Genomic DNA, 21,922 nt, shown 5'->3' on the forward strand with positions numbered 1-21,922 from the left:
CTCTAGTTCTGAGGGAAGGTTGTTTTGTCGTTGTATTTAACCAAACTGGGCTTGATGCAGTCGGCTGTACGAGCCTTTGCGCGCGAGCAGTTCTTCATGACTTCCTTGTTCAGCAACGCTGCCGTTCTCCACCACCACGATGCGATCGGCGTGTCTAATGGTCGCCAGTCGATGGGCAATCACCAATGTCGTACGGCCTTGAGCCAGCTCGGACAAGGCCAGTTGAATGGCAGCTTCCGTCTCGGTATCGAGTGCGGATGTTGCTTCATCCAAAATGAGAATAGGTGGGTTTTTCAGGATCATTCTTGCGATGGATAAACGTTGCTTCTGTCCGCCGGACAATTTCACGCCACGTTCACCGATCATGGTGTCCAGTCCATCTGGCTGGGATTGTACCAGCTCTTCCAATTGGGCCCGGCGAATGGCTTGCCAGATTTCCTCATCGGAAGCATTCAGTTTGCCGTATGCAATATTTTCTCGAATTGTTCCATCAAACAGGAAAATATCCTGCTGCACAATCCCGATATGGGAGCGCAGTGATTCCAGCGTCATGTCCTTCACCGGAATGCCATCGATGGAGATATGTCCTGCATCCACATCGTAGAAACGTGGGATCAGACTGCATAACGTCGTTTTACCTCCGCCCGAAGGTCCAACCAGAGCAACCGTCTGGCCTGCCTGAATATCCAGATTAACCTGAGACAGCGTAGGTTTGTGTTCTCCATAAGAAAAGGTAACGTTATGGAAAGCAATATCTCCTTTGACATCCGGAATCGGCTTCGCCTGTGGTGTATCTTCTACATCCGGTACAGCTTCAAGCAGCTCCAGGTAACGTCTGAATCCGGCGATGCCTTTGGGGTACGTCTCGATGACGGAGTTAATTTTCTCGATCGGTCCAAGGAATACATTGGAGAGCATCACAAAAGCGATGAATTCCCCGTAGGTCATACTGCCTTGAATGACAAACCAGGTTCCACATACCAGTACAAACAGCGATACAAATTTCATCAGGATAAAACTAAGTGAAGAGTTCCAGGCCATAATACGGTAGGTGATTAGTTTTGTAAGCCGGAAACGTTCGTTGTTCTCAACGAAACGTCCTACTTCATGTTTTTCATTGGCAAAAGCCTGTACCACACGGATGCCGCTCACATTATTCTCGACCCGTGCGTTATAATCGGCGATATCCGCAAACATGCGCTTGAACGCCTTGGACATTTTGCGACTGAAATACAGCGACAGGTAGATCATCAGCGGCACAATGATGAACGTCATCACAGCAAGCTGCCAGTTGATCCCCAGCATAATCCCGAAAGCTCCAGCGAGTGTCATGAGGGCAATGAATAGATCCTCGGGTCCATGATGCGCGATCTCACCAATATCCATCAGATCGTTGGTCATGCGGGAGACCAGATGCCCGGTCTTATTGTTATCGAAGAAGCGGAAGGACTGTTTCTGTACACGCTGGAACAGTTCACGCCGCATATCGGATTCGATGTTAATACCGAGCTTGTGGCCCCAATAGGTCACTGCATAATGGAAAAAGGAACTGAGCAGGTAGATACCGAGCAACCCGACACACGCCGCTAAGATCATGGACCAATTGCCAGCCGGAAGCAGTTGATCGACTACCCGGTTAACGGCGAGTGGAAAGGCCAGCTCCAGCAGAGCGGCAGCGATGGCACAGGAGAAGTCCAAGATAAAGAGTCTTTTGTAAGGACGATAATAAGACATAAAACGCCGAAGCATATGTAAGTCCTCCTCGATATGACACAAATGCCCGAGCAGGATAATTAGCCTGTCCGGACACCTGTATTCATGCTTATGTTATTTACGGTTTTGCTCTGCACGTTCTACGATCATATCGGCAAATTCTTCAGCCTGACCTTGAATCGCAATCGGGTCAAAGTACCAGTAACGGTCTTCCAACAATTCGTACACCTGATTGTTTTTCACAGCCGGCAGGGATTTCCAGATGGAATCGCCTTGGTAATTTTTATTGTTCTCTCCAACGGTTAAGAAGATATGATCCCCTGCATAATCACCAACAACTTCACGCGAAATTTCTTTCCATTGGGTATCACCCATCAGTTCTTTTTTGGTGATTTCGAGTGGGGCAAGTTGCAAAGCACTGTAGACCGCTTGTCCTCCTCGACCAAAATTGTCTCCATATCCATAATAACTTTTGTCGGATACTTCAAGGATGGAGAAGGTTTCCTCCGGTTTAATGACTGTTTTCACCTTAGCGCGAGCGGCTTCAATCCGTTCATCGTACGTTTTCAGCCAAGCTTCGGCTGCTTCGGATTTGTTCATCAGCTCTCCGAATCCCCGGATTTCGTCGTGTACATTGGTGAAAGTACCATACGGAATGACCACGGTCGGTGCGATTTTTTGATAACTCTCAATTTCGCTGGCCTGATCAGAGTAGGTAATGATCAGATCCGGGTTCAAGGCAACAACCTTCTCCATGGATACCGCCGCCCGATCACCAATACTCTCTATGCCCGCTACCTGATCTGCATAGAACGGGTTTTCCAAATAATATTGAACAGCACCAACGGGTTTCACACCCAGTGCGAGCAGATCACTTACGTACATATCGGTAACGATTCGTTTCGGTTCAGCCGGAATTTCAACATCTCCGCTTAATGACTTGTAGATCCGTGTAGCATTTGAATTGTCTGAACCGGACGACGTGTCTGTGTTCGTCTCGGAAGAGGCTGTTGTTGTTTCGGTTCCCGCTGCCGAAGTCTGTTCAGTGGCAGTCGAGCCTGTTCCGCTACTACATGCAGCCAGAATCATAATGATGGCGAGCATAAGAAGCAAGCCAGAAAAGCGTTTTTTTGCAGCAAACATATTTTTGTTCCCCCTGTGTATAATCAATAATGATTATTATTCTCATTAATAACATAGAGGAAGATGTGATATTTGTACATGGACAACTATGATCACTACTGCATGGACAATTATGATGTGAGGTGACGCATGATATGCTGCAACTGCTCCATAACGGACAAGGGATCAAATCCATAGAACATGTCGGCATCAATCTCGTATACGCGTCCTTCACGAACGGCAGAGAGGGTGCCCCAAGATTCCTGATTCAGCAAGTTATCCAGCATTTCTCGTTCGGTAGGTTCCTCAGGGAAGGCGACAAACATGTGATCTGCGGCATACAAGTGAATCTCAGACAACGGAACATGAATGTATCCCGTGAGTAACTGCCCATCCTGCTCCATCCGTGAAGGTGGGGTGAAGCCCAGCGATTGATACAGTACATGAGAAGCTCTGCCCCAGCCATGACCATAGATATAAGCGCCGTCCTCTCCAATCATAAACATGCAAACGGCGGACCCTCGTGTTCCTTCCATCTGTTGGTCCAACGTATGATTGGCTTCTTGCTCAAGTTGATGATATTGATCTAACAACGCTTGTGCATTGGACTCAAGCCCTGTAATTCGACCCAAAAGAAGAAGCTGCTCCTGCCAATCAATTTCCTCAAAGGGCATCAGAATGGTTGGTGCGATCAGACGTAGTTCATCGGAAGCGGGATGCGGTGCATACCCGATAATGACATCAGGCTGAGCGTGTGCAATCAGATCCGTATGTTTAACAAGCTCATATTCGGAATGTCGCTCAAATGGTTCATGACCATCATGATCATGTTCCCCCAATTTTTCTTCCATCCAGCTGGCGACGGCGCCCATGTGGGGAGTATGGCCCAGTGCCAGAAGTGAGGCCGTATAATTGTAAGTCAAAGATACAATCTTTTTGGGCATTTTCCGGTAGTGTGTTGGTGCTAATCCAACCATCTGTTTGAATTTGCGGCTCAGATAAAAGGTGTCCCTGTAGCCTGTCAGTTGTGCAATCTCCTGTAGCGTAGGGTTCGCGAATAACAGATGTTCCTGAGCCATCCTGATTCTGAGACGAGTTACATATTCAACAAACGTAAGACCTGTATGTTTCTTGAACTCCCGTGAAAAATGCTCAGGACTCACATTTGCATCCCGCGCCAATTGTTCGCGGGTCAGCGGATGGGTATACATCTGATGGATATGTCTAAGCACGGCATCAAGCCAGGAGTGATCTTCATGAGCAGAATGAGCCACATGATCCCGCAAAATATCCAGTAACTCATAGAAAAGTATATGTGGCCTAAAGGGGCTGGAATCACGGCCTGCCGTACTGGCTTGAACCAGCTCTACTGCCCTGTCGGTGAGAGTACGACTCGCAATGAGAACTGGTATCCCGAACGGCCAGAACAGCTGTTCATTTTCAGTGGAATCAAAAGCAATAGCAATGCCCTGTACTGGCGACAGGGAGCCGCGTTTGTTCTCGTGCTGAAGCAGGGTTCCAGCTTGTCGAACGACTGCAGAGCCTGCATTTAATGTCAGTTTACCCTCTGCACTGATCAGCCTGGCCTGGCCAGCAGTAATGACGTATAACACATGAAGAGTGCTCCACATCTCATCTATGCGGGAGAATGCCTCGCGGTCGTGAAGCTGCACCAGATGGCACAGCTTGAAGAGGGCAACAGGTACGGACTGAATCTTCTGCAAGGAAATGGGACGGGACAGCGATTTTTTATGGTAAATAGGCTTGGAAATATTCATTTGATAACTGTCTCCTTACATAAGTCAGCAGGGACAGTATTCGTCTCATACCCCTGGTGTACTGGCGTAATTCTCGGATCTCGACTATTATGCAGTATATACTATAAACGGAGTGACGTGGATGGACAGATTGAACAAATCAACTTTTTATTTGAAAAATAGATAAAGTGGTTGAAATCGCTATCAACACCGACTATAATGAAAATGTCGAAACGTTTCAATCTGGCGTTTACTGCTAGTTTCATTGTATTAGGCACGAACTGTTTATAGAGCGCCAGATTGAAAGACGTGTCATGACCATCACTAATGGTACGGACTGGAACGGGATGCATTCAACCGTGGCCCCATAAGGATGGAAACGAGGGTTTTTTTTGAGAACGCCTCGAAACGTTTCGATTGACATCCATCGCTATGATATGTATAAAGATTAATAAACGATAATGAAGGATTTAGTGGTTGTTCTAACCATGTATCGTATAAAATGTAGATAACCTTAGAATTTGTTTTAGTTTAGAAGGAGCGAACGTGGAATGGCAACGATTAAGGATGTGGCAAAGCTGGCAGGTGTAGCACTCTCGACTGCTTCCTATGCGCTGAGCGGGGATAGCAAGGTTAGTGCCAAGACCAAGGCTAAAGTGCTTGAGGCAGCACGAGAACTGAATTACCGCAAGAACGGCTTTGCCATGGACCTGAAACGGAGCCGGACAAACACGATCGCTTTGATCTTGACCGATCTGTCGGGCCCATATTACTCGGAATTGATCCGTAGTGTACAGGATGTAGCCCTCGCGAACGGGTATGACCTGATTGCTTGCAGCTCCATGGGTGGACGGGACTCAACGGCAGTGAGATTTTTGCGTGAAAAAAGAGTAGATGGAGCAATCATTCTGGCGCATAACATTCATGATGATATTCTGGTAGAATCTGCCGGTCATCGGTTTCCGATCATTGTGATGGATCGTCAGCTGTCGAGTGACCATCTGGTCAACGTGCTGGTGGATGGAGAGCAGGGTGGTTACCTTGCAACCCGCCACCTGATCCAGGCTGGACATCAGAAGATTGCTTATATCAGCGGTCCATCCAACTCGTATGACAACGCGCTCCGTTACCAAGGGTATCTGCGAGCGATGCGGGAAGCGGGACTTGAAGAAAAGTCCAAATGGCGTCTGAACGGCAATTTTGTGCGTGAGGGCGGATACAGTGCAACCAAAATGATGATCATGCAGGGCGATCTTCCCTCAGCGGTATTTTACGGTAACGATGAGATGGCGATTGGTGGCCTGAAGGCATTGGAAGAGCGTGGTGTATCGGTGCCGGATGACATTTCCGTGATCGGTTTTGATGATATTCAGTTGTCCGAATATGTGCATCCACCGCTGACAACGATACGCCAGCCGAAGCATGAAGCCGGGTCGCTCGCCGGACATCTGTTATTCCAGATGCTCAATGGCGAAGCGGTTGACCCTTCATATACGCTAACGATTAATATGATCGAGCGCAGCTCTGTACGTTCGATTTAGACCAAGTCTGAACAATAAAGAACTGTCTGCATGCTGAAGTAAAAGTTTAATGATGGGGTTATCGTCCGGACGGGCTGTAAAAAGCCGGTTTGAAGAGGCCCCTATTCTTTTTCAAATTTATCGAAACGTTTCGATTTTAACTAATTTAAGGAGTGAACCTTATGACAACGATGATTAATGAACCGATCCGGTTAAGTGCCGGAGAGTTATCCTTTACCTTTTTGAACAGTGGCGACCTATACCAAGCTACATCCGGCACAACGATGTTAAACCAGTTGCTCAGCAACCAGATTGATGGATCTTTGAACAACCTGTACCTGCGTGTACACGAGGGAGAGAATATCAGCTCGTTCCCGTTGCTCGGTGTACGTTCGAACAGCAAGGTGATTACAAGCAAAACACAATCCAGCAACCAGTTGATCTGGGAGGGCACAGTCCAGCTGGAAGGTAGCGAAAAAGGTATTGGCTATCAGGTCGTATTTACAGCTACACCTCAAGGTGTATGGTTCTGGGATGTGAAGCTCACAGGACAACAAGATAACGTAGACGTGGTGTACGGACAGGATGTAGGGCTTGCTGATCCAGGTGCGGTACGCAGTAATGAAGCTTATCTGTCACAATACATTGACCACACGGTGTTTGAAGATGAAGCGAAAGGTTATGTCGTTTGTTCCCGTCAAAACCAGCCTCAGGGCGGCGCATTTCCATATATGCAACAAGGTTCCCTGACCAAAGCAGTTGGTTACTCCACAGATGGATTCCAATTCTTCGGTCTGTCGTACAAGGAAACGAATCAACCAGAGAGCTTGAATCGCCCAACGCTGGCAAATGAGACATATCAGTATGAATTTGCCTATACGGCATTGCAATCTGAACTGGTGAATCTGAACGGAGAAGCTCAGGTGGTCTTCTATGGACTGGCGAAGCCTAATCATGCCGAAGGAATCTCTGCACTGGAATTTGGAGATGAAGTTACCGCAGCATGGAATGAAGTACAGGCTCTGACTGTGGAAAATGGTGATACGTTGGAACAGGTGAAACTGTCCTCCTTCCTGGGTGAACCACTGGTAACACTCGATCTGACGCAAGATGAGATTCATGATCTGTTCCCTGATCGTCATCAGGAAGAGCACAGCGGTGAGGAACTGTTGTCCTTCTTCACAGGTAGCTATGAGCATATCGTTCTGAAAGCAAAAGAATTGCTCGTAGAGCGTCCACACGGTCACATTCTGATGAGTGGTGGCAACGTGCAACTTGGAGCACAGGTTATTACGACAACATCGTATATGTACGGTATTTTCAACTCACAACTCGTTATTGGTAACACCAATTTTAATAAAATGATCAGTAATGCTCGCAATGCATTAAACGTGCCGAAAACGGCGGGACAACGCATCTATGTGGAAATGGACGGACAATATCGTCTGCTGACGATGCCTTCCCTGTTCGAAATTGGCTTCAACTATGTACGTTGGATCTACAAAACGGCATCCGATACGATCATCGTAACGAACTATACAGGGGCACACACCACCGAAGTGAGCATGAACGTACGCTCCACAAGTGGCACAGCATACCGTTACCTGGTAACAAACCAGATTACGATGAATGTGAATGAATACGAGTATCCACTGCATATGACGCAGGACGGCGATACTTTGATCTTCAAGGCTGATCCACAAGCGATTAGTGCAGGAACGTACCCAGATCTGCAATACCGCATGTCGGTGGATGGCGCAGCTGTGAATGTAGGAGACGAAACGTTGCTGGCAAGTGGTATCCGCAGTGGTTCCGCATCTCTGGTAACGCTTAGTCTGGAAGCGAGTGCTGAATGGACGCTGAAGGTACAAGGAGTATTGGAAGGTCAAGCGGATAGCGGAGTGGTAGCAGGCTCAAGCCTTACGTTTGAAGAGGAAGTGCAGGCATACCGCGAGTTCTTCGCAGGTGTGATGAACGGGTTCCGTTTGTCCCGTGGAGAAGGTCAGAGTGCTGAGGATTTGTTCAAAGTAAATGCGCTGGCTTGGTGGTACACCCACAACATGCTGGTTCACTACTCCGTGCCTCACGGTTTGGAGCAATACGGTGGTGCGGCTTGGGGTACACGGGATGTGTGCCAAGGTCCAGTGGAGTACTTTATGGCAACACAAAAATATGAGCAAGTTCGCGATATCATCAAAATGGTTTATACCCACCAATACGAAGATGATGGCAACTGGCCGCAATGGTTCATGTTTGATAAATACTTTGCGATCCAACAGGAAGAGAGTCATGGCGACATCATCGTATGGCCGTTGAAAGTGCTGGCGGATTACCTGACAGCGACTCGTGACTATGCAATCCTGGATGAGAAAGTACCTTATACCGTTAAACATAGCTTCGGGTTCACGGAAGAGACGGCAACGGTACTGGATCACGCGAAAAAAGAGATTGAATATATCCGTTCGCACTTCCTGCACGATACGTTCCTGTCTTCCTACGGAGATGGCGACTGGGATGATACGCTCCAACCAGCCAATGCACAGCTGAAGCAATACATGGTAAGCAGTTGGACGGTGGCATTGACGTATCAGTCCGTGAATGTGCTCTCGCAAGCGCTGAAATTCAAGGATGCGGACTTTGCACAGGAGCTTGATGTGCTGGCTCAAGGCATTCGTGAGGACTTTAACCGTTACATGCTGGGCACAGATGTGATTCCAGGTTTTGTATACATGGAAGAAGCCGACCAAGCGAAGCTGATGCTTCATCCAACAGACACAGAGACAGGCATTCAATATCGTCTGCTGCCAATGACGCGCAGCATGATCGGTGAATTGCTGAATGCGGAGCAAGCAGAATCGCATTATGCCTTGATCCGTGAGCAGTTCCTATGCCCGGATGGCGTGCGTCTGATGAATCGTCCGGCTCAATATGCTGGTGGTGTAAGCACACACTTCAAACGTGCAGAGCAAGCGTCCAACTTCGGACGTGAGATTGGTTTGCAATATGTGCACGCCCATATCCGTTACGTGGAAGCGATGGCGAAGCTGGGTAAGACAGATCAGGTGTGGAATGGTCTCGCGATGATCAACCCGGTTGGTATCGGCGAGGTTGTACCTAACGCGGAGATTCGCCAAGCGAACTCATACTTCAGTAGTTCGGACGGTAAGTTTAATACGCGTTACGAGGCACAGGAGCATTTTGACCAGCTTCGTAAAGGGACTGTACAGGTGAAAGGCGGATGGAGAATCTACTCCAGCGGCCCTGGAATCTACATGAACCAGCTGATCTCCAATGCACTTGGCATTCGTCAAGAGGGTGGCGATCTGGTCATTGACCCGGTACTGCCAACTGAGCTGAACGGCATGCAATTCGAATTCGAGTATGCGGGTGAGCCAGTGACGTTCATTTATCACTTGAACGAAGGTGCTGTGAGCCGTGTAGCGGTGAATGGCAAAGACATTCGTACTGAGCGTACAGCGAACCGTTACCGTCAAGGCGGAGTAAGCATCTCACTGGATGAGTTCAGACAAGCACGCAGTGCAACTGAGCGTACGGTTGTTGATATTTATATGTAATTTTGTAGCATGATGTATACCAAGGTCATCCTCCTTTAATCAAGGCGGGATGGCCTTTTTGGCATATGCTCATAATCCACTAGCGCAGTGGAACCGCCAACAACGTATGTAACAGCTCGTTATGCCGCACATGTTTTGTTACGTAGCCCTGTTGCTCCAGCCAGCCGCATAGCTCATCCAGCAGAGGGAAGTGACGCTGGCGTAAGGCTAGCAGCTGTTCCTCGTGTCCTGTGGTTTCTGCCTGCCGAATATAGGAATCACGGTGAGTCGCATCAACAAACATCAGATCCGTTAGACCGATACGTCCACGCGAGGTTAATACCCGCTGCATCTCCTGTAAAGCCAATAGTTGCTGATCTGGACTTAGATGATGGAAAGCAAAGCTGGATACAACAAAGTCGAAGGAATGATCGGTAAAAGGCAACGCCAGAAAATTACCAAGTTTCACATGCATCTCAGGATATTTGGTACGACATCTGCGTAGCATCTCCCGGGATTGGTCGATTGCAGTCATGTCTGCGCCGTGCTGTAGCAGTTTCCCAGCCAGATTACCTGTGCCTGTACCAATATCAAGTCCTTTCTCACCAAGGGCGGGAGAGATCCAATGAGCTGTCTGTTCGAGCGCTTCGTCATAGTTGTGATACAGATAAAAGGAAGACTGTACCGTATCATTGGAATCGCCCGGCGTGGAATGACCTGCATTATGGTTTGGATGTGAAACTTCATTCTCATCGCTTATAGGCGAGGGGTTGGCCGAATGATGCCTGTCCTCTGAATTGGGGTGTTCAGTACTGACTCTGCCTTCTGCCTGCACTCGCTGATCATGGATGGCTGCCTGCATGTCATAATTCCACCGATCATGCCAGTTCTGCCGTGCTTCACGCAGGCGACGGGCACTGTCTGCGAGATCGTGCAGATGGCTGACATCCAACGGGCCGTCCTGACGATTCAGGTCAATCATGCGCTGGGTTGTATCCATCATACGTTTGAGCTCAATCCACTGGGCATACATGACGGCCTGTTGTAGCTCCAGATATTCTTCCAGCCGCTGCTGATTCCCTTGATCAATCTCTCCGAGCGCATGTGTAATATCCTGTAGCGACATGCCAATCTCACGCAGCGCAGCAATGGTCTGAAGCCGCCAGATATCATTCTCCGTATAGGTACGATACCCGTTACTGGACTGTTTGGCGGGGAGAATTAATCCTTTTTCCTCATAAAAACGAATGGCTCTCGCCGATACACCAAGCCTGCTTGCTGCCTCTTTGATGTTCATCATGCATCCCCCTCCTTATCGAATCAGTATAAACCATGACGTTACGGCAAGGTTAAGTGTTTATTTCATTTTGCGAAAAGGTTCAATACCGAGTGGAATTTTAGTCAAAGCTGAGGCTATGCTACAATATATAGAACAAAAAACTTAAATAGTGGAGTAAACGAACAATGTCTTCCTATTCCTAAGTTTCTCAACGTTCTTAACTCTCTTAACTTTCCCGACGTTGTAACGCACAGCGTTGTCGACTATAGCACGAAAGGTTGAATCATTATGCTTACCAGCCATACATTTACGATTCGTCCATCCGAGATTAAAGATGCAGCCCAGCTAATGGAGTTGGATGCCCTGGTATGGGACAAATACACCTCTCCTGCACCGATGCAATGGCGTTCCATACAACAATATCTGCAGCATTGCCCGCCAGGCAGTCAATTGATTGCGGTGCAGGGAGAGCGGGTATGTGGTTATGTGGGCTTTAATCCAGCCACAGGTATGCCCGTCAACCGTCATGTCTACGAGATTCATATTGCGGTTCATCCTCATGATCGGCGTTGTGGCATTGCCACAGCTTTGATGGATGCCATTAAGCAGCATGCGGCCCAACAAGGCGTTCGCAAGCTCAGGCTGCGCGTACTTTCCAGCAATCCGGGAGCCATCACGTTTTATACACAGTGTGGATTTGTGACGGAAGGCAGGTTGGTGTCCGAGTTTTATATCGGAGGCAAATATGTGGACGATATTCTTATGGGTTATTTTATCCAGAACAAATAGAAAGTAGCTGAGGAGGAGGAACAACGATGGACATGGGACTTCAAGGTAAAAAAGCACTGGTGCTGGCTTCCAGTCGAGGACTGGGCAAAGCGGTAGCCGCTCAATTGGCAGCAGAAGGTGCTGACGTCATGCTTGCCAGCCGGAGCGAAGAAAAGCTCGCAGCAGTGAAGCAGGAGCTTCTGGCGCTTGGTGGTGGCGGACGTGTGGAATATTGTGCAACCGATGTGACACGCAAGGAAGATATTGAGGCTCTTATTCACAAGACAGCGGAGCTGTTTGGACAGATTGATATTCTGGTGAACAATTCGGGTGGCCCGCCATCGGGTTCATTTGAGTCACTGACGGATGAGGATTGGGAACGTGCATTTGAATTAAATGTACTCAGTTATGTAAGGCTGATTCGCGGTGCTCTTCCTTATATGAAAGAAAGTGGAGGACACATTGTCAATATCGCTTCAACTTCGGTGAAACAGCCGATTCCGGGTCTGGTGCTGTCCAATACGTTCCGTACCGGCGTGTTTGGATTGGCGAAGACGTTATCCCAGGAGCTGGCTCCATACGGAATTTTGATCAACACGGTGGCGCCGGGACGTATTGCAACAGACCGTATACGTGAGCTTGATGCAGCACGGGCTGAGCAGAACGGAATCAGTGAGGAAGAGGTATCTGACCAATTCCGTAAAGAGATTCCACTGGGCCGTTATGGTCAACCAGAGGAGTTTGCCAAAGCGGTGGTGTTCCTGTTATCCGGGGCCAATACGTACATTACCGGAACCTCATTGATCGTGGATGGTGGCATGGTCCGAGCCCTATAAAAGTCATGGATACAATAAAATACCCTCTGTCACTACATTCTGTGGAGATAGAGGGTATTCCAGTTATTCCGATATGTTGGGAGAGATCACTCCCGATTCATTATGTAAGCGAATTAGCGCAAGAGTTCCCATTCATGCTGAAGCATGCCGTACACCGCATGGTTCACGTAACCTTTAGGCAGTTTCTCTGCCTGACGAATGACCCCCTCGAGAACAAATCCGAGTCTTTCAGGGATAGCACGACTCCGTTTGTTATTCGTTGCCGAGCGAATCTCGACGCGATTCAGATCCAGGGTCACCAGAGCATAATCAACCAGAACGCGACAAGCGCTTGTCATCAAGCCCTGACCCTCAAAACCTTTGCCAAGCCAATATCCGATGCTTACCGAGCGGTTGGTCCAGTTAATTTCGTGGAATCCAATGACGCCAGCTAGATCCCCTTTTGACCATACTCCGGCGGTGAATCCGCCATTCTCGGCACCTTGTTTTAACGCGTTGGTAATAAAGTTCGAGGTGTGTTCCACTTCTGTCACATGATCCACCCACGGCAACCAATGTCTCAATTGATCCCGCGAGCGATCCGTCAGTTCAAACAGCGGTTTGGTATGTTCCATGGCCAGTGGCCGGAGTTCGGTATATTCATCCAATGAATAGGTAAACATGAATGCAACCTTCTTTCTTTGTATAGTGTTGTTCAAAAAAGTCCACTTTTGATTACGAATTATGCCTAGCGGCATTATTAGCATCGAATATGAAAACCAGATTTTTGAACACGTATTTGTAGTGGATTAACGGGAAGTCTTGGGTAACTTTTGCTCCAGTGCAAACAGGTCTTCTTCCATTGAGGCCATGCGTTGATTGACTGTTGTGCGTGCGTCACGGAGTGCCTGATTATATATGTAGGGAGCGAGCTGTGTCATGAACAGGTCGAGGACACCCCAAGCAGCCAGATCACCCAGTTCTTCGCCACGTTCCTCTTCGAAATACGACTGGATGGTGCGAATGGCTTCATCCTGCTGTTCTTTGGTCAGTTTAAGCGAGTTCGATGGAATGGGAAACCCTCCCTTTAATTTGTTTTTACTATCATGCTACATGATTCGAGCGAACCCGTCAAAATGGTTTAGGGCCTATTTATGCACGGCTAATCCTGACTTTGGTGCCGTTCTTTATTGAACTCCTCCCCCGTTAAAGGTATATTTAAATGAAACGCGTACGAAACTTTCCAAGAAAATAGATTTTTTCAGGAAATGACTTCGTTATTAAGGAATTATAGCCGGAATTGCTGCAATTCCCTAAGGCTCCAATCCATTCATGAAAGGTTTGATACCTGTGGACAATCGTACAACCCCACCTAACTTTATCAAAAATATTATTACCGAAGATCTCCGGTCTGGGAAAGTCCAGGAAGTTATTACCCGTTTTCCTCCGGAACCGAACGGTTATCTGCATATCGGCCATGCCAAGGCGATCTGGATTAACTTTACGCTGGGCGGCGAATTTGGCGGCAAAACGAATCTGCGCTTTGATGACACGAACCCGGTCAAGGAAGATGTAGAGTACGTTCAATCGATTCAGGAAGACGTGAAATGGCTCGGATACGAGTGGAATGAGAAACGTTTTGCCTCGGATTATTTTGACGAGATGTACAATCGTGCTGTCTTGTTGATTAAAAAAGGTAAAGCTTACATCGACGACCAAAGCGCCGACGAAATCCGTGAAATGCGCGGAACGCTGACGGAACCGGGTAAGAACAGCCCGTACCGTGATCGTTCAGTGGAAGAGAATCTCGACCTGTTCACACGTATGCGTGCAGGTGAATTCAAGAACGGAGAGAAAGTGCTGCGTGCCAAGATCGATATGTCTGCACCGAATATCAACCTGCGCGATCCGGTTATTTACCGGATTTCTCATGCACATCATCATAACACGGGCGACAAATGGTGTATCTATCCAATGTACGCCTTTGCTCACCCGCTCGAAGATGCAATTGAAGGTGTAACGCATTCCCTCTGCTCCTTGGAGTTCGAGGATCAGCGCCCGTTCTATGACTGGGTTATTGCCGAGTGTGAGATGGAGAACCAACCACGTCAATACGAATTTGGTCGCCTGAATCTGTCCCAGATGGTAACAAGCAAGCGGAAGCTGAAACTGCTCGTAGATGAAGGACATGTGGATGGATGGGATGATCCGCGCATGCCAACGATTTCGGGTCTGCGCCGCCGGGGTTATACACCGGAAGCTATTCGTGATTTTGTATATGAGACAGGCATTTCCAAAAACTATGGAGTTATCGACCTGCAAACGCTGGAGCACTTTGTACGTGAAGACTTGAAACTGAAAGCTCCACGCACGATGGCTGTCCTGCATCCGCTCAAAGTGGTCATCACCAACTATCCTGAAGGACAAGTGGAATGGCTTGAAGCAGAGAACAATGTGGAGAACCCAGAGATGGGTAATCGCCAAATTCCGTTCTCACGTGAGATTTATATTGAACAAGACGATTTCATGGAGAATCCGCCGAACAAATATTTCCGTTTGTTCCCTGGCAACGAAGTTCGTCTGAAACATGCATACTTCATCAAATGTAACGATGTGATTAAGGACGCAGAAGGCAATGTAACCGAGATTCATTGTACCTATGATGTGGAGACGAAGAGCGGCAGTGGATTCACTGGCCGTAAAGTCAAAGGAACAATCCACTGGGTAGAAGCGACTCAAGCGGTACCTGCTGAATTCCGTCTGTACGAGCCGTTGATCCTGGATGAAGCACCGGAAGCAGAGGTGGAAGTGGCAGTAGCTGGGGCTGAAGCTGAGGTTGTGGAAGAGCAACCGGAGAAAACGTTCCTGGATCAATTGAACCCGAACTCCCTTGAGATTGTTAATGGGTATGTGGAACAAGAGATGAAAGAAGCGAATGCTCAGGATAAATTCCAATTCTTCCGTCACGGTTACTTTAGTGTAGATCCGAAACATTCCGAGCCAGGACGTCCGGTATTTAACCGGGTCGTATCCCTGAAAAGCTCGTTCCAACTGCCGAAGGCGTAATGTGAACATAGGTAGGACGATAGGTTAGCAGTAAACTTAAATCTATGAACGTAAAAGGCGTCTCCAGGGCAATAAGCCAATGGAGACGCCTTTTTCTTGTGCGCCTGCAATTGATTAAAGAAGGTTGTACTAATACAAGTCCTGGTTCTGCGTGGATACACAAAAAATAATTATTAATACAACGGGATACTTAAATGAACATTTTTCCAACTTTCGACGTTTAAGTTAATGTGAACAATAATTTCAAGGAGGAATCAAGATGAAGCGATTTGTTTCTTTATTGTTGATGTTAACTTTAGCTGTCTGTGTAGGCTCTGTTGCCTCTGCTGCTTTGGACCAATCCCTAATGGATCTACCCTTTAAGGAACGTGCGGCGAATGTGTACAATTCATCACTAAAAAAAGTTGAACTAAGTGTCATAAAGGATGGAAAGGCAACAAAAACAACTTATAAATCCATTTATATCCCAGTGAAAGATGTTTTTAAACGATCTGGAGCAACGTTTAAATGGGATGGAAAGAAAAAAATCACCACGATTAAAAATGAAGGACAAGAACTGATTCTTAATTTCTCTGGCAAAGAAATCACAGCGGGTAACAATCAAGTTGTGCTCCCTCAAGAGTGGGTACAATTGAAAAACGGGGTCTCGAGTATGGATGCATTTGTCTTAGCATATATTTTTGAACTCTCGACTGATGACTCCGATCAAGAAAGAGTAGACTGGAAAGAGAAACTGAATTTCTTGGATATCAAAGGTACAACCGGTTTTCCAGGATTAGATAAGTATATGCATGTGTTTGTTCAGTTTAATGATTAGTTAAAATCTATAGAGAAACTAGCATCGTGTTCATATTATGATAGAACGAACTACAGCTCCGCTTTATCTCCGGATTTTACCCTTTGAAAAGGGAATCAAGAAAATCCGGAGATAACAGCGATCAGAAGGTTGTTCTGGCATCGGAGTGCGCCAGTGTAACTTTAATCGTTCGAATAGCCTGTAACAAAAGATTATCTGTCCTCATTCATATTACCCATCTCTGTCAACACAACTGGTTGATAGCCGTTACGTCGATTCGATAACCACATGATACTAAATCCAACAGCGCCGATGAGCGAGAAGAATACGCCAATGCTATACATGATTTCTGCACCGAAGCTCTGGAACAACCAGCCACCGAACAGACCGGCAATCACGCCCGAGAGACCGCCCCAGGCCATTGTGTAGACCGCTTGACCGGAGGAACGATAAGGTCTTGGAATGAACAGCATGGTCAGCTGTGTGCCTACATAGAAGTATCCACCAAACGTAATGGAGTGCATTAACTGAATGAATACAATCTCCAGCGGGTTGTTAGCCATTGCCATGAGCTGCCAGCGAAGTGCAAACAGCACACTGATCAGGATGAGAGATGCCAGGAGCATGCTCATTTTGCGTTTGAGTAAACGGTCGAGCAGCAGGAATACGCCGACTTCGAGAATGGATGAGGTGAAGATGGCCCAGCCGACCATCTGTTTATCGCCACCCATCTCTACTATGTATAGCGACATAAACGTACTATTCATGGCATTAGGCACCGATACGAGTACACCCAGGCCGATAAATGCCATAAAATACGGATTGAACATGACTTTGCCAAACCGCCGAAAAGTAACCACGGGTGTATCCGAAGCGATTGGCTGTCTAGGCAGAAATACGGATAATACAAAGGCGGTGGCAATCATGCACGCAAATATAATGGATACACTGCCGATGCCAAAACGGTCAATGAGCGGTCCGGCTGCGACAGCAGTCAGTGCCCAACCGAGTGAACCCCAGAGCCGGAATGACCCGAATTTTTGGGTTGTACCATCGATATATCCGAGAATCAGGCTATTAGTTTGGGCGAATAATGGACTTTGAAAAAAATAAAAGAAAATCATAGCTACATAGATCCATGTATAAGTGGGCGCATAGAATACACCCTGGGCGAGCACAAATGTGCCTCCCATCATAATCATCAGAATGATGCGAATGTTGCGAGATTTATCGCTCCAGAAACCCCAGAACGGGTTGGCAAACAAGGATACAAAGGGTCCAATCGCCATCAGACTGCCAATCTCCAGTTTGGTCATACCAATCTCTTGCAGATACAACTGCAGGAATCCGGCAAAGATCGAGATGGCTCCATATATGAAAAAGTTATATAGTTTCAGAGAAACCAATGAGGGATTGCCTCTTGAAGGTGCAGGTCTGTCCAATTAAGCCATTCCTTTCAAATGCATATTGTTCAATGTATCATTTGTTGAAAGGGGATTCAATGCATAGCGAACGTTTTGAAATTGATGTAGTCAAACACATATCGTGATCTGAGGGAGGATAACAACATGAACACGCGTGAATGGACAGGCATCATATTGGCAGGAGGGTTATCCAGCCGCATGGGGACCAACAAAGCCGTGTTGGAACTGAACGGTTCCGTTGTACTGCAACATGTCACAAAGGCCATGAGACCCGCCGTATCCCGTATCATCGTGGCTGCCGGACCCAATGTGACAACCTACGGTACAATGGGCTACGAATGCGTTCAGGATCACTATCCGGGGAAGGGGCCACTCGCCGGTCTTCACGCGGCACTGGAGGCTTCCGGTACGGAATGGAATCTAGTCTGCGCCTGCGATATGCCGCTCCTGCAAACGACTTTCTTTGATGGAATAAAAAAACTGGTCGAATCGCATAACTCTTATTCTGCTATCGTTCCACGCGTGGATGGACATGTCCACCCTCTTGCAGGGGCTTACCACAAACGAGTGCTCCCTGATCTGGAGCAGCGTCTGATACAAGATCTTCTTCGAGTCATGCGATGGCTTGAAGAGATCGGTTGCTGTTATGTCGAAGCGGAAGAGCTTGAGAGAGCTGGCGTTCATCAAGTAGCGATGCAAATGAGTAATATGAACACGCCGGAAGAGTACGAGCGCATCCGTAATCAAGGTTCTGGACTCGATTCCGATCTGTAGGATACAGGATCACCTGATGCATCTGCATGATGATTGCGATATTGAAGCGGACTTTGGCCTGTCCAACGTTTGAATTGTCTGCTGAAATGGGACAGATGGGTGTAGCCGAGCTTCCACGCAATTTCCCCGAGCGACAGCTCTGGCTGTTCGATCAGCACTTTGGCCTCCTGCAACTTCAAGCTGGACAGGTAAGCCCTGGGCGATCGTCCATACACCTTGCGAAAGACCTGTAGACCATATCCCGGGCTGATGCCAAACGAGGATATAATCTGCTCTACTTTGACCGTGGATACACTGCTTTCCTTGGTTCGAAGCTGGGCATGGAATGCCTGCTTGATTGCCTCCGCTATAGCTCCCGCATAATGCATGGCTGTTGGAGCTGGTGCATGTGAAGCAGCAGCGGAAGTGGTGGCCTCCGGTTCATTGTCAGCGGCTTGGGACAACAGGGCGAACAGTTCAAACATGCGTGCCTGCATGATCATTTTGTCAGTGGACGTGTAGGCTTCAGATACGTTAATCATCCCCATCCAACTCTCCAGCACAACGCGTATTTTCCTATTATCAGCCGTACCTGCTGCGTAGATTCGGCTGTGCTGTGACATCAGCTTCAGGGTGAAGACCGGATCATCCACATTAAAATGAGCGCTAAAATAAGTCATGCCTTCCGTGGATACACATTGATTTGTATGTTTGAACCCGGGAGGAATGAGAAGAATGGAACCTTCCTCCACGGTATAGGTATAACCATGAATCACACTCTCCTGCGTACCTTCGATGATCAACATAATCTCAAAGCCCGGATGTGATTCCTCCGGCATCGCCCATCCACAGGGTACTTGTTGGCTGTGAGCACCATAGAATTTGATGTTACAGTCGATAATAGGCAGCCAGTGGGCCAGCGTATGGTGTGGCATTTCTCGGAGCTGTGATCGGATATCCATCATAATCACCTCGGAAAAGGGTAAAAACAACTTGCCTTATACAATCGGCACCCGTAGTATACTTCATTATAATCAGTTTAACGCAAGCATGGATAATCCATGGAACACATCAGCTTTTCAAGTGGTTGCTGAACAATCCAAGTTCTTCAACCGACATTAATGTAAACGCTACCATTATGGATTGGAATATGTCAACTCTTGCACACGTCAAGATCATTATATTTTCCACCTAAAAAGGAGATTAAATCATGGACAAATTATTATATGGCGTAGCTTACTATGATGAATATATGCCTTACGAAAGATTGGACAAAGACATTCAGATGATGAAAGATGCAGGGATTAACGTGGTCCGCATTGCAGAATCAACCTGGAGTACCCATGAACCGCAGAATGGCGTATTTGACTTCTCTTCCGTAGACCGTGTGCTCAATGCCATGCATGAGGCAGGGATTCAGGTTATCATTGGCACACCAACGTATGCTGTTCCTACATGGATGGTCAAGGAACATCCGGACGTGCTGGCTACCACCTCACAGGGACCTGGTAAATATGGCGCAAGACAGATCATGGACATTACACACCCAACCTATCTATTCTATGCCGAACGGATCATCCGCAAGCTGATCTCTCGGGTAAGCACACATCCAGCGGTAATCGGTTATCAGACAGATAACGAGACGAAGCATTACAATACGGCTGGAGATAATGTACAACTGCAATTCGTGAAATACATGCGTAACAAGTTCAGCTCCCTGGATGAACTCAACAAGGAATTTGGCCTCGATTACTGGAGCAATCGGATCAATAGCTGGGAGGACTTCCCGTCTGTTGTAGGAACGATCAACGGCAGTCTGGGTGCTGAATTTGCCAAGTTCCAGCGACAGTTGGTAACCAACTTTTTGGCTTGGCAAGTGGGGATCGTGAATGAATACAAGCAGGAAGGACAGTTTGTTACCCAGAACTTTGACTTCGATTGGCGTGGATATTCCTACGGCATTCAAGGGGATGTGGACCATTTTGCCGCATCGAAACCTTTTGACATCACCAGTGTGGACATCTACCATCCTTCCCAGGATGATCTGACCGGCATTGAGATTTCATTCGGCGGGGATGTGGCGCGTTCGACCAAACAATCGAATTATCTGGTACTGGAGACCGAAGCGCAGGCTTTCTGGCATTGGGTTCCCTATCCGGGACAGCTGCGTTTGCAGGCATTTAGTCATCTGGCATCAGGGGCGAACATGGTCGCTTACTGGCACTGGCACTCGTTGCACAATTCGTTTGAGACGTACTGGAAAGGATTGCTCAGTCATGACTTTGAACCGAATCCGGTGTACAACGAAGCGAAGACCATTGGCAGGGATTTTGCAAGACTGAGTCCTAAGCTTGTGAATCTGAAGAAAAAGAATCGGGTGGCCGTGCTGTTCAGCAATGAGGCGCTCACATCCATCAAGTGGTTTGGGTTTAACTTTACCAGTGACAAGAACTACAATGACGTGGTGCGTTGGATGTACGATGAATTGTATAAAATGAACATTGGCTGTGACCTGATCGATCCATCGGTTGAGAGTTATGCGGAGTATGACGTGCTCCTTGTACCTGCTCTGTATGCTGCTTCGGATGCATTGCTGGAAAAATTGAATCAATTCGTACAGGATGGCGGACATATCGTCTATTCGTTCAAAAGCGGATTCACAAATGAGCATATCAAGGTACGCTCTACCCGCCAGCCCGGCCTGATTAGTGAGGCATGCGGGATCAGCTATAACCTTTTTGTAGAGCCAAAACATGTTTCGCTGCGCGATGATCCATTCGAGGTTGGTCAGGAGCAGAACCAGATTCACACCTGGATGGAACTGATTACACCAACAACGGCTGAAGTACTCGCTTGGTATGATCATCCACATTGGGGTGAATATGCAGCAATTACCCAGAATGCCTATGGAAAAGGCAAAGCAACCTATGTCGGCTGTTATACCAGTTCTGCGGTGATCCGTAAGGTGTTGGAACGTGTCATGAAGGAAGCGGGCGTATGGGGAGCTGATCAGGAGCTGGCTTTTCCTATCATTGTGAAGACAGGTGTGAACGATCAGGGAAACACGATTCGCTACTATTTCAATTATGCAGGTGAGGCAACATCCTTCGTAAATGCTTATCGAAAAGGAACTGAACTTCTGGCAGGAACCCCGATTGCTGAAGGAGAGAAGATCGAACTGGAGCCATGGGGCATACGGATTGTCGAACAATAATAGAAAATAATAGAGTAGGCAATGGATGTTGAACTATAAATTTACACAAAAACGGAGATGACAGAAATAACCTAACGAAGCGAAGCTAAAAGCTTTCTGAAAGAAAGCTGCATCGGAAGCATACACCTCGCCTTTATCCCC

General features: G+C 47.5%; 16 protein-coding genes. 8 read left to right on the forward strand and 8 right to left on the reverse strand.

Translation table 11 applies throughout. From position 1 onward, the window contains the following. Nucleotides 1-36: 36 nt before the first annotated feature. The 3 genes from MKY28_RS28525 to MKY28_RS28535 form a co-directional block, all read right to left on the reverse strand. Nucleotides 37-1,749 carry an ABC transporter ATP-binding protein gene (locus MKY28_RS28525; RefSeq protein WP_036612711.1) on the reverse strand — a complete coding sequence of 571 codons (1,713 nt, stop codon included), beginning with the start codon at nt 1,747-1,749 and terminating at the stop codon, nt 37-39. 78 nt (nt 1,750-1,827) lie between these two features. Then, nucleotides 1,828-2,856, reverse strand: coding sequence for an ABC transporter substrate-binding protein (locus MKY28_RS28530; RefSeq protein ID WP_340937642.1), 1,029 nt, complete (start codon nt 2,854-2,856; stop codon nt 1,828-1,830). 110 nt (nt 2,857-2,966) lie between these two features. Further along, nucleotides 2,967-4,613, reverse strand: coding sequence for an AraC family transcriptional regulator (locus tag MKY28_RS28535; protein ID WP_340937643.1), 1,647 nt, complete (start codon nt 4,611-4,613; stop codon nt 2,967-2,969). Nucleotides 4,614-5,143: 530 nt separating this feature from the next. Here MKY28_RS28535 and MKY28_RS28540 point away from each other — a divergent pair. Both MKY28_RS28540 and MKY28_RS28545 read left to right on the forward strand, forming a co-directional pair. Then, entirely contained in the window at nt 5,144-6,133 is a 990-nt protein-coding gene (locus tag MKY28_RS28540; RefSeq protein ID WP_076253661.1) for a LacI family DNA-binding transcriptional regulator, read from the forward strand. Nucleotides 6,134-6,294: 161 nt separating this feature from the next. Beyond that, complete coding sequence (locus tag MKY28_RS28545; protein ID WP_340937644.1) at nt 6,295-9,687, forward strand: GH36-type glycosyl hydrolase domain-containing protein; 3,393 nt, start codon at nt 6,295-6,297, stop codon at nt 9,685-9,687. A gap of 79 nt (nt 9,688-9,766) precedes the next feature. On the opposite strand, the gene MKY28_RS28550 is transcribed toward MKY28_RS28545, so the two are convergent. Then, the gene (locus tag MKY28_RS28550; protein WP_340937645.1) at nt 9,767-10,966 is read right to left on the reverse strand and encodes a methyltransferase domain-containing protein; all 1,200 of its coding nucleotides are present in this window, start codon (nt 10,964-10,966) and stop codon (nt 9,767-9,769) included. Between the two features lie 267 nt (nt 10,967-11,233). On the opposite strand from MKY28_RS28550, the gene MKY28_RS28555 reads away from it, so the two are divergent. Both MKY28_RS28555 and MKY28_RS28560 read left to right on the forward strand, forming a co-directional pair. Beyond that, nucleotides 11,234-11,734 (forward strand): GNAT family N-acetyltransferase, encoded by a 501-nt coding sequence (locus MKY28_RS28555; protein WP_340937646.1) that lies wholly within the window; start codon nt 11,234-11,236, stop codon nt 11,732-11,734. Nucleotides 11,735-11,760: 26 nt separating this feature from the next. Next, a complete protein-coding gene (locus MKY28_RS28560) occupies nt 11,761-12,549 on the forward strand; it encodes an SDR family oxidoreductase (RefSeq protein WP_047840749.1) in 789 nt (262 codons plus the stop codon). Nucleotides 12,550-12,662: 113 nt separating this feature from the next. On the opposite strand, the gene MKY28_RS28565 is transcribed toward MKY28_RS28560, so the two are convergent. Together MKY28_RS28565 and MKY28_RS28570 are read right to left on the reverse strand one after the other, a co-directional pair. After that, nucleotides 12,663-13,211 (reverse strand): GNAT family N-acetyltransferase, encoded by a 549-nt coding sequence (locus MKY28_RS28565; protein ID WP_036612698.1) that lies wholly within the window; start codon nt 13,209-13,211, stop codon nt 12,663-12,665. Nucleotides 13,212-13,337: 126 nt separating this feature from the next. Continuing rightward, on the reverse strand, nt 13,338-13,601 hold the full coding sequence (locus tag MKY28_RS28570) for a DUF2164 domain-containing protein (RefSeq protein ID WP_076253656.1): 264 nt from the start codon (nt 13,599-13,601) through the stop codon (nt 13,338-13,340). A gap of 259 nt (nt 13,602-13,860) precedes the next feature. On the opposite strand from MKY28_RS28570, the gene MKY28_RS28575 reads away from it, so the two are divergent. After that, nucleotides 13,861-15,594, forward strand: a complete 1,734-nt coding sequence (locus tag MKY28_RS28575) for a glutamine--tRNA ligase/YqeY domain fusion protein (RefSeq protein ID WP_127548964.1) — start codon at nt 13,861-13,863, stop codon at nt 15,592-15,594. Between the two features lie 259 nt (nt 15,595-15,853). After that, nucleotides 15,854-16,411: a stalk domain-containing protein gene (locus tag MKY28_RS28580; protein WP_036612690.1), complete on the forward strand. Its 558-nt coding sequence runs from the start codon at nt 15,854-15,856 to the stop codon at nt 16,409-16,411. Between the two features lie 191 nt (nt 16,412-16,602). Here MKY28_RS28580 and MKY28_RS28585 read toward each other — a convergent pair whose 3' ends face one another. Then, a complete protein-coding gene (locus MKY28_RS28585; protein ID WP_340937647.1) occupies nt 16,603-17,832 on the reverse strand; it encodes an MFS transporter in 1,230 nt (409 codons plus the stop codon). Nucleotides 17,833-17,958: 126 nt separating this feature from the next. On the opposite strand from MKY28_RS28585, the gene mobA reads away from it, so the two are divergent. After that, nucleotides 17,959-18,588 (forward strand): molybdenum cofactor guanylyltransferase, encoded by a 630-nt coding sequence (gene mobA, locus MKY28_RS28590; RefSeq protein ID WP_340937648.1) that lies wholly within the window; start codon nt 17,959-17,961, stop codon nt 18,586-18,588. Here mobA and MKY28_RS28595 read toward each other — a convergent pair. Beyond that, entirely contained in the window at nt 18,558-19,502 is a 945-nt protein-coding gene (locus MKY28_RS28595) for an AraC family transcriptional regulator (protein ID WP_340937649.1), read from the reverse strand. The two genes, mobA and MKY28_RS28595, sit on opposite strands and share 31 nt — an antisense overlap. Before the next feature lie 275 nt (nt 19,503-19,777). On the opposite strand from MKY28_RS28595, the gene MKY28_RS28600 reads away from it, so the two are divergent. Then, the gene (locus MKY28_RS28600) at nt 19,778-21,781 is read left to right on the forward strand and encodes a beta-galactosidase (protein ID WP_340937650.1); all 2,004 of its coding nucleotides are present in this window, start codon (nt 19,778-19,780) and stop codon (nt 21,779-21,781) included. Nucleotides 21,782-21,922 lie beyond the last annotated feature (141 nt).

It is taken from the genome of Paenibacillus sp. FSL R5-0473 (assembly GCF_038004565.1).
GTDB classification, from domain to species: domain Bacteria; phylum Bacillota; class Bacilli; order Paenibacillales; family Paenibacillaceae; genus Paenibacillus; species Paenibacillus amylolyticus.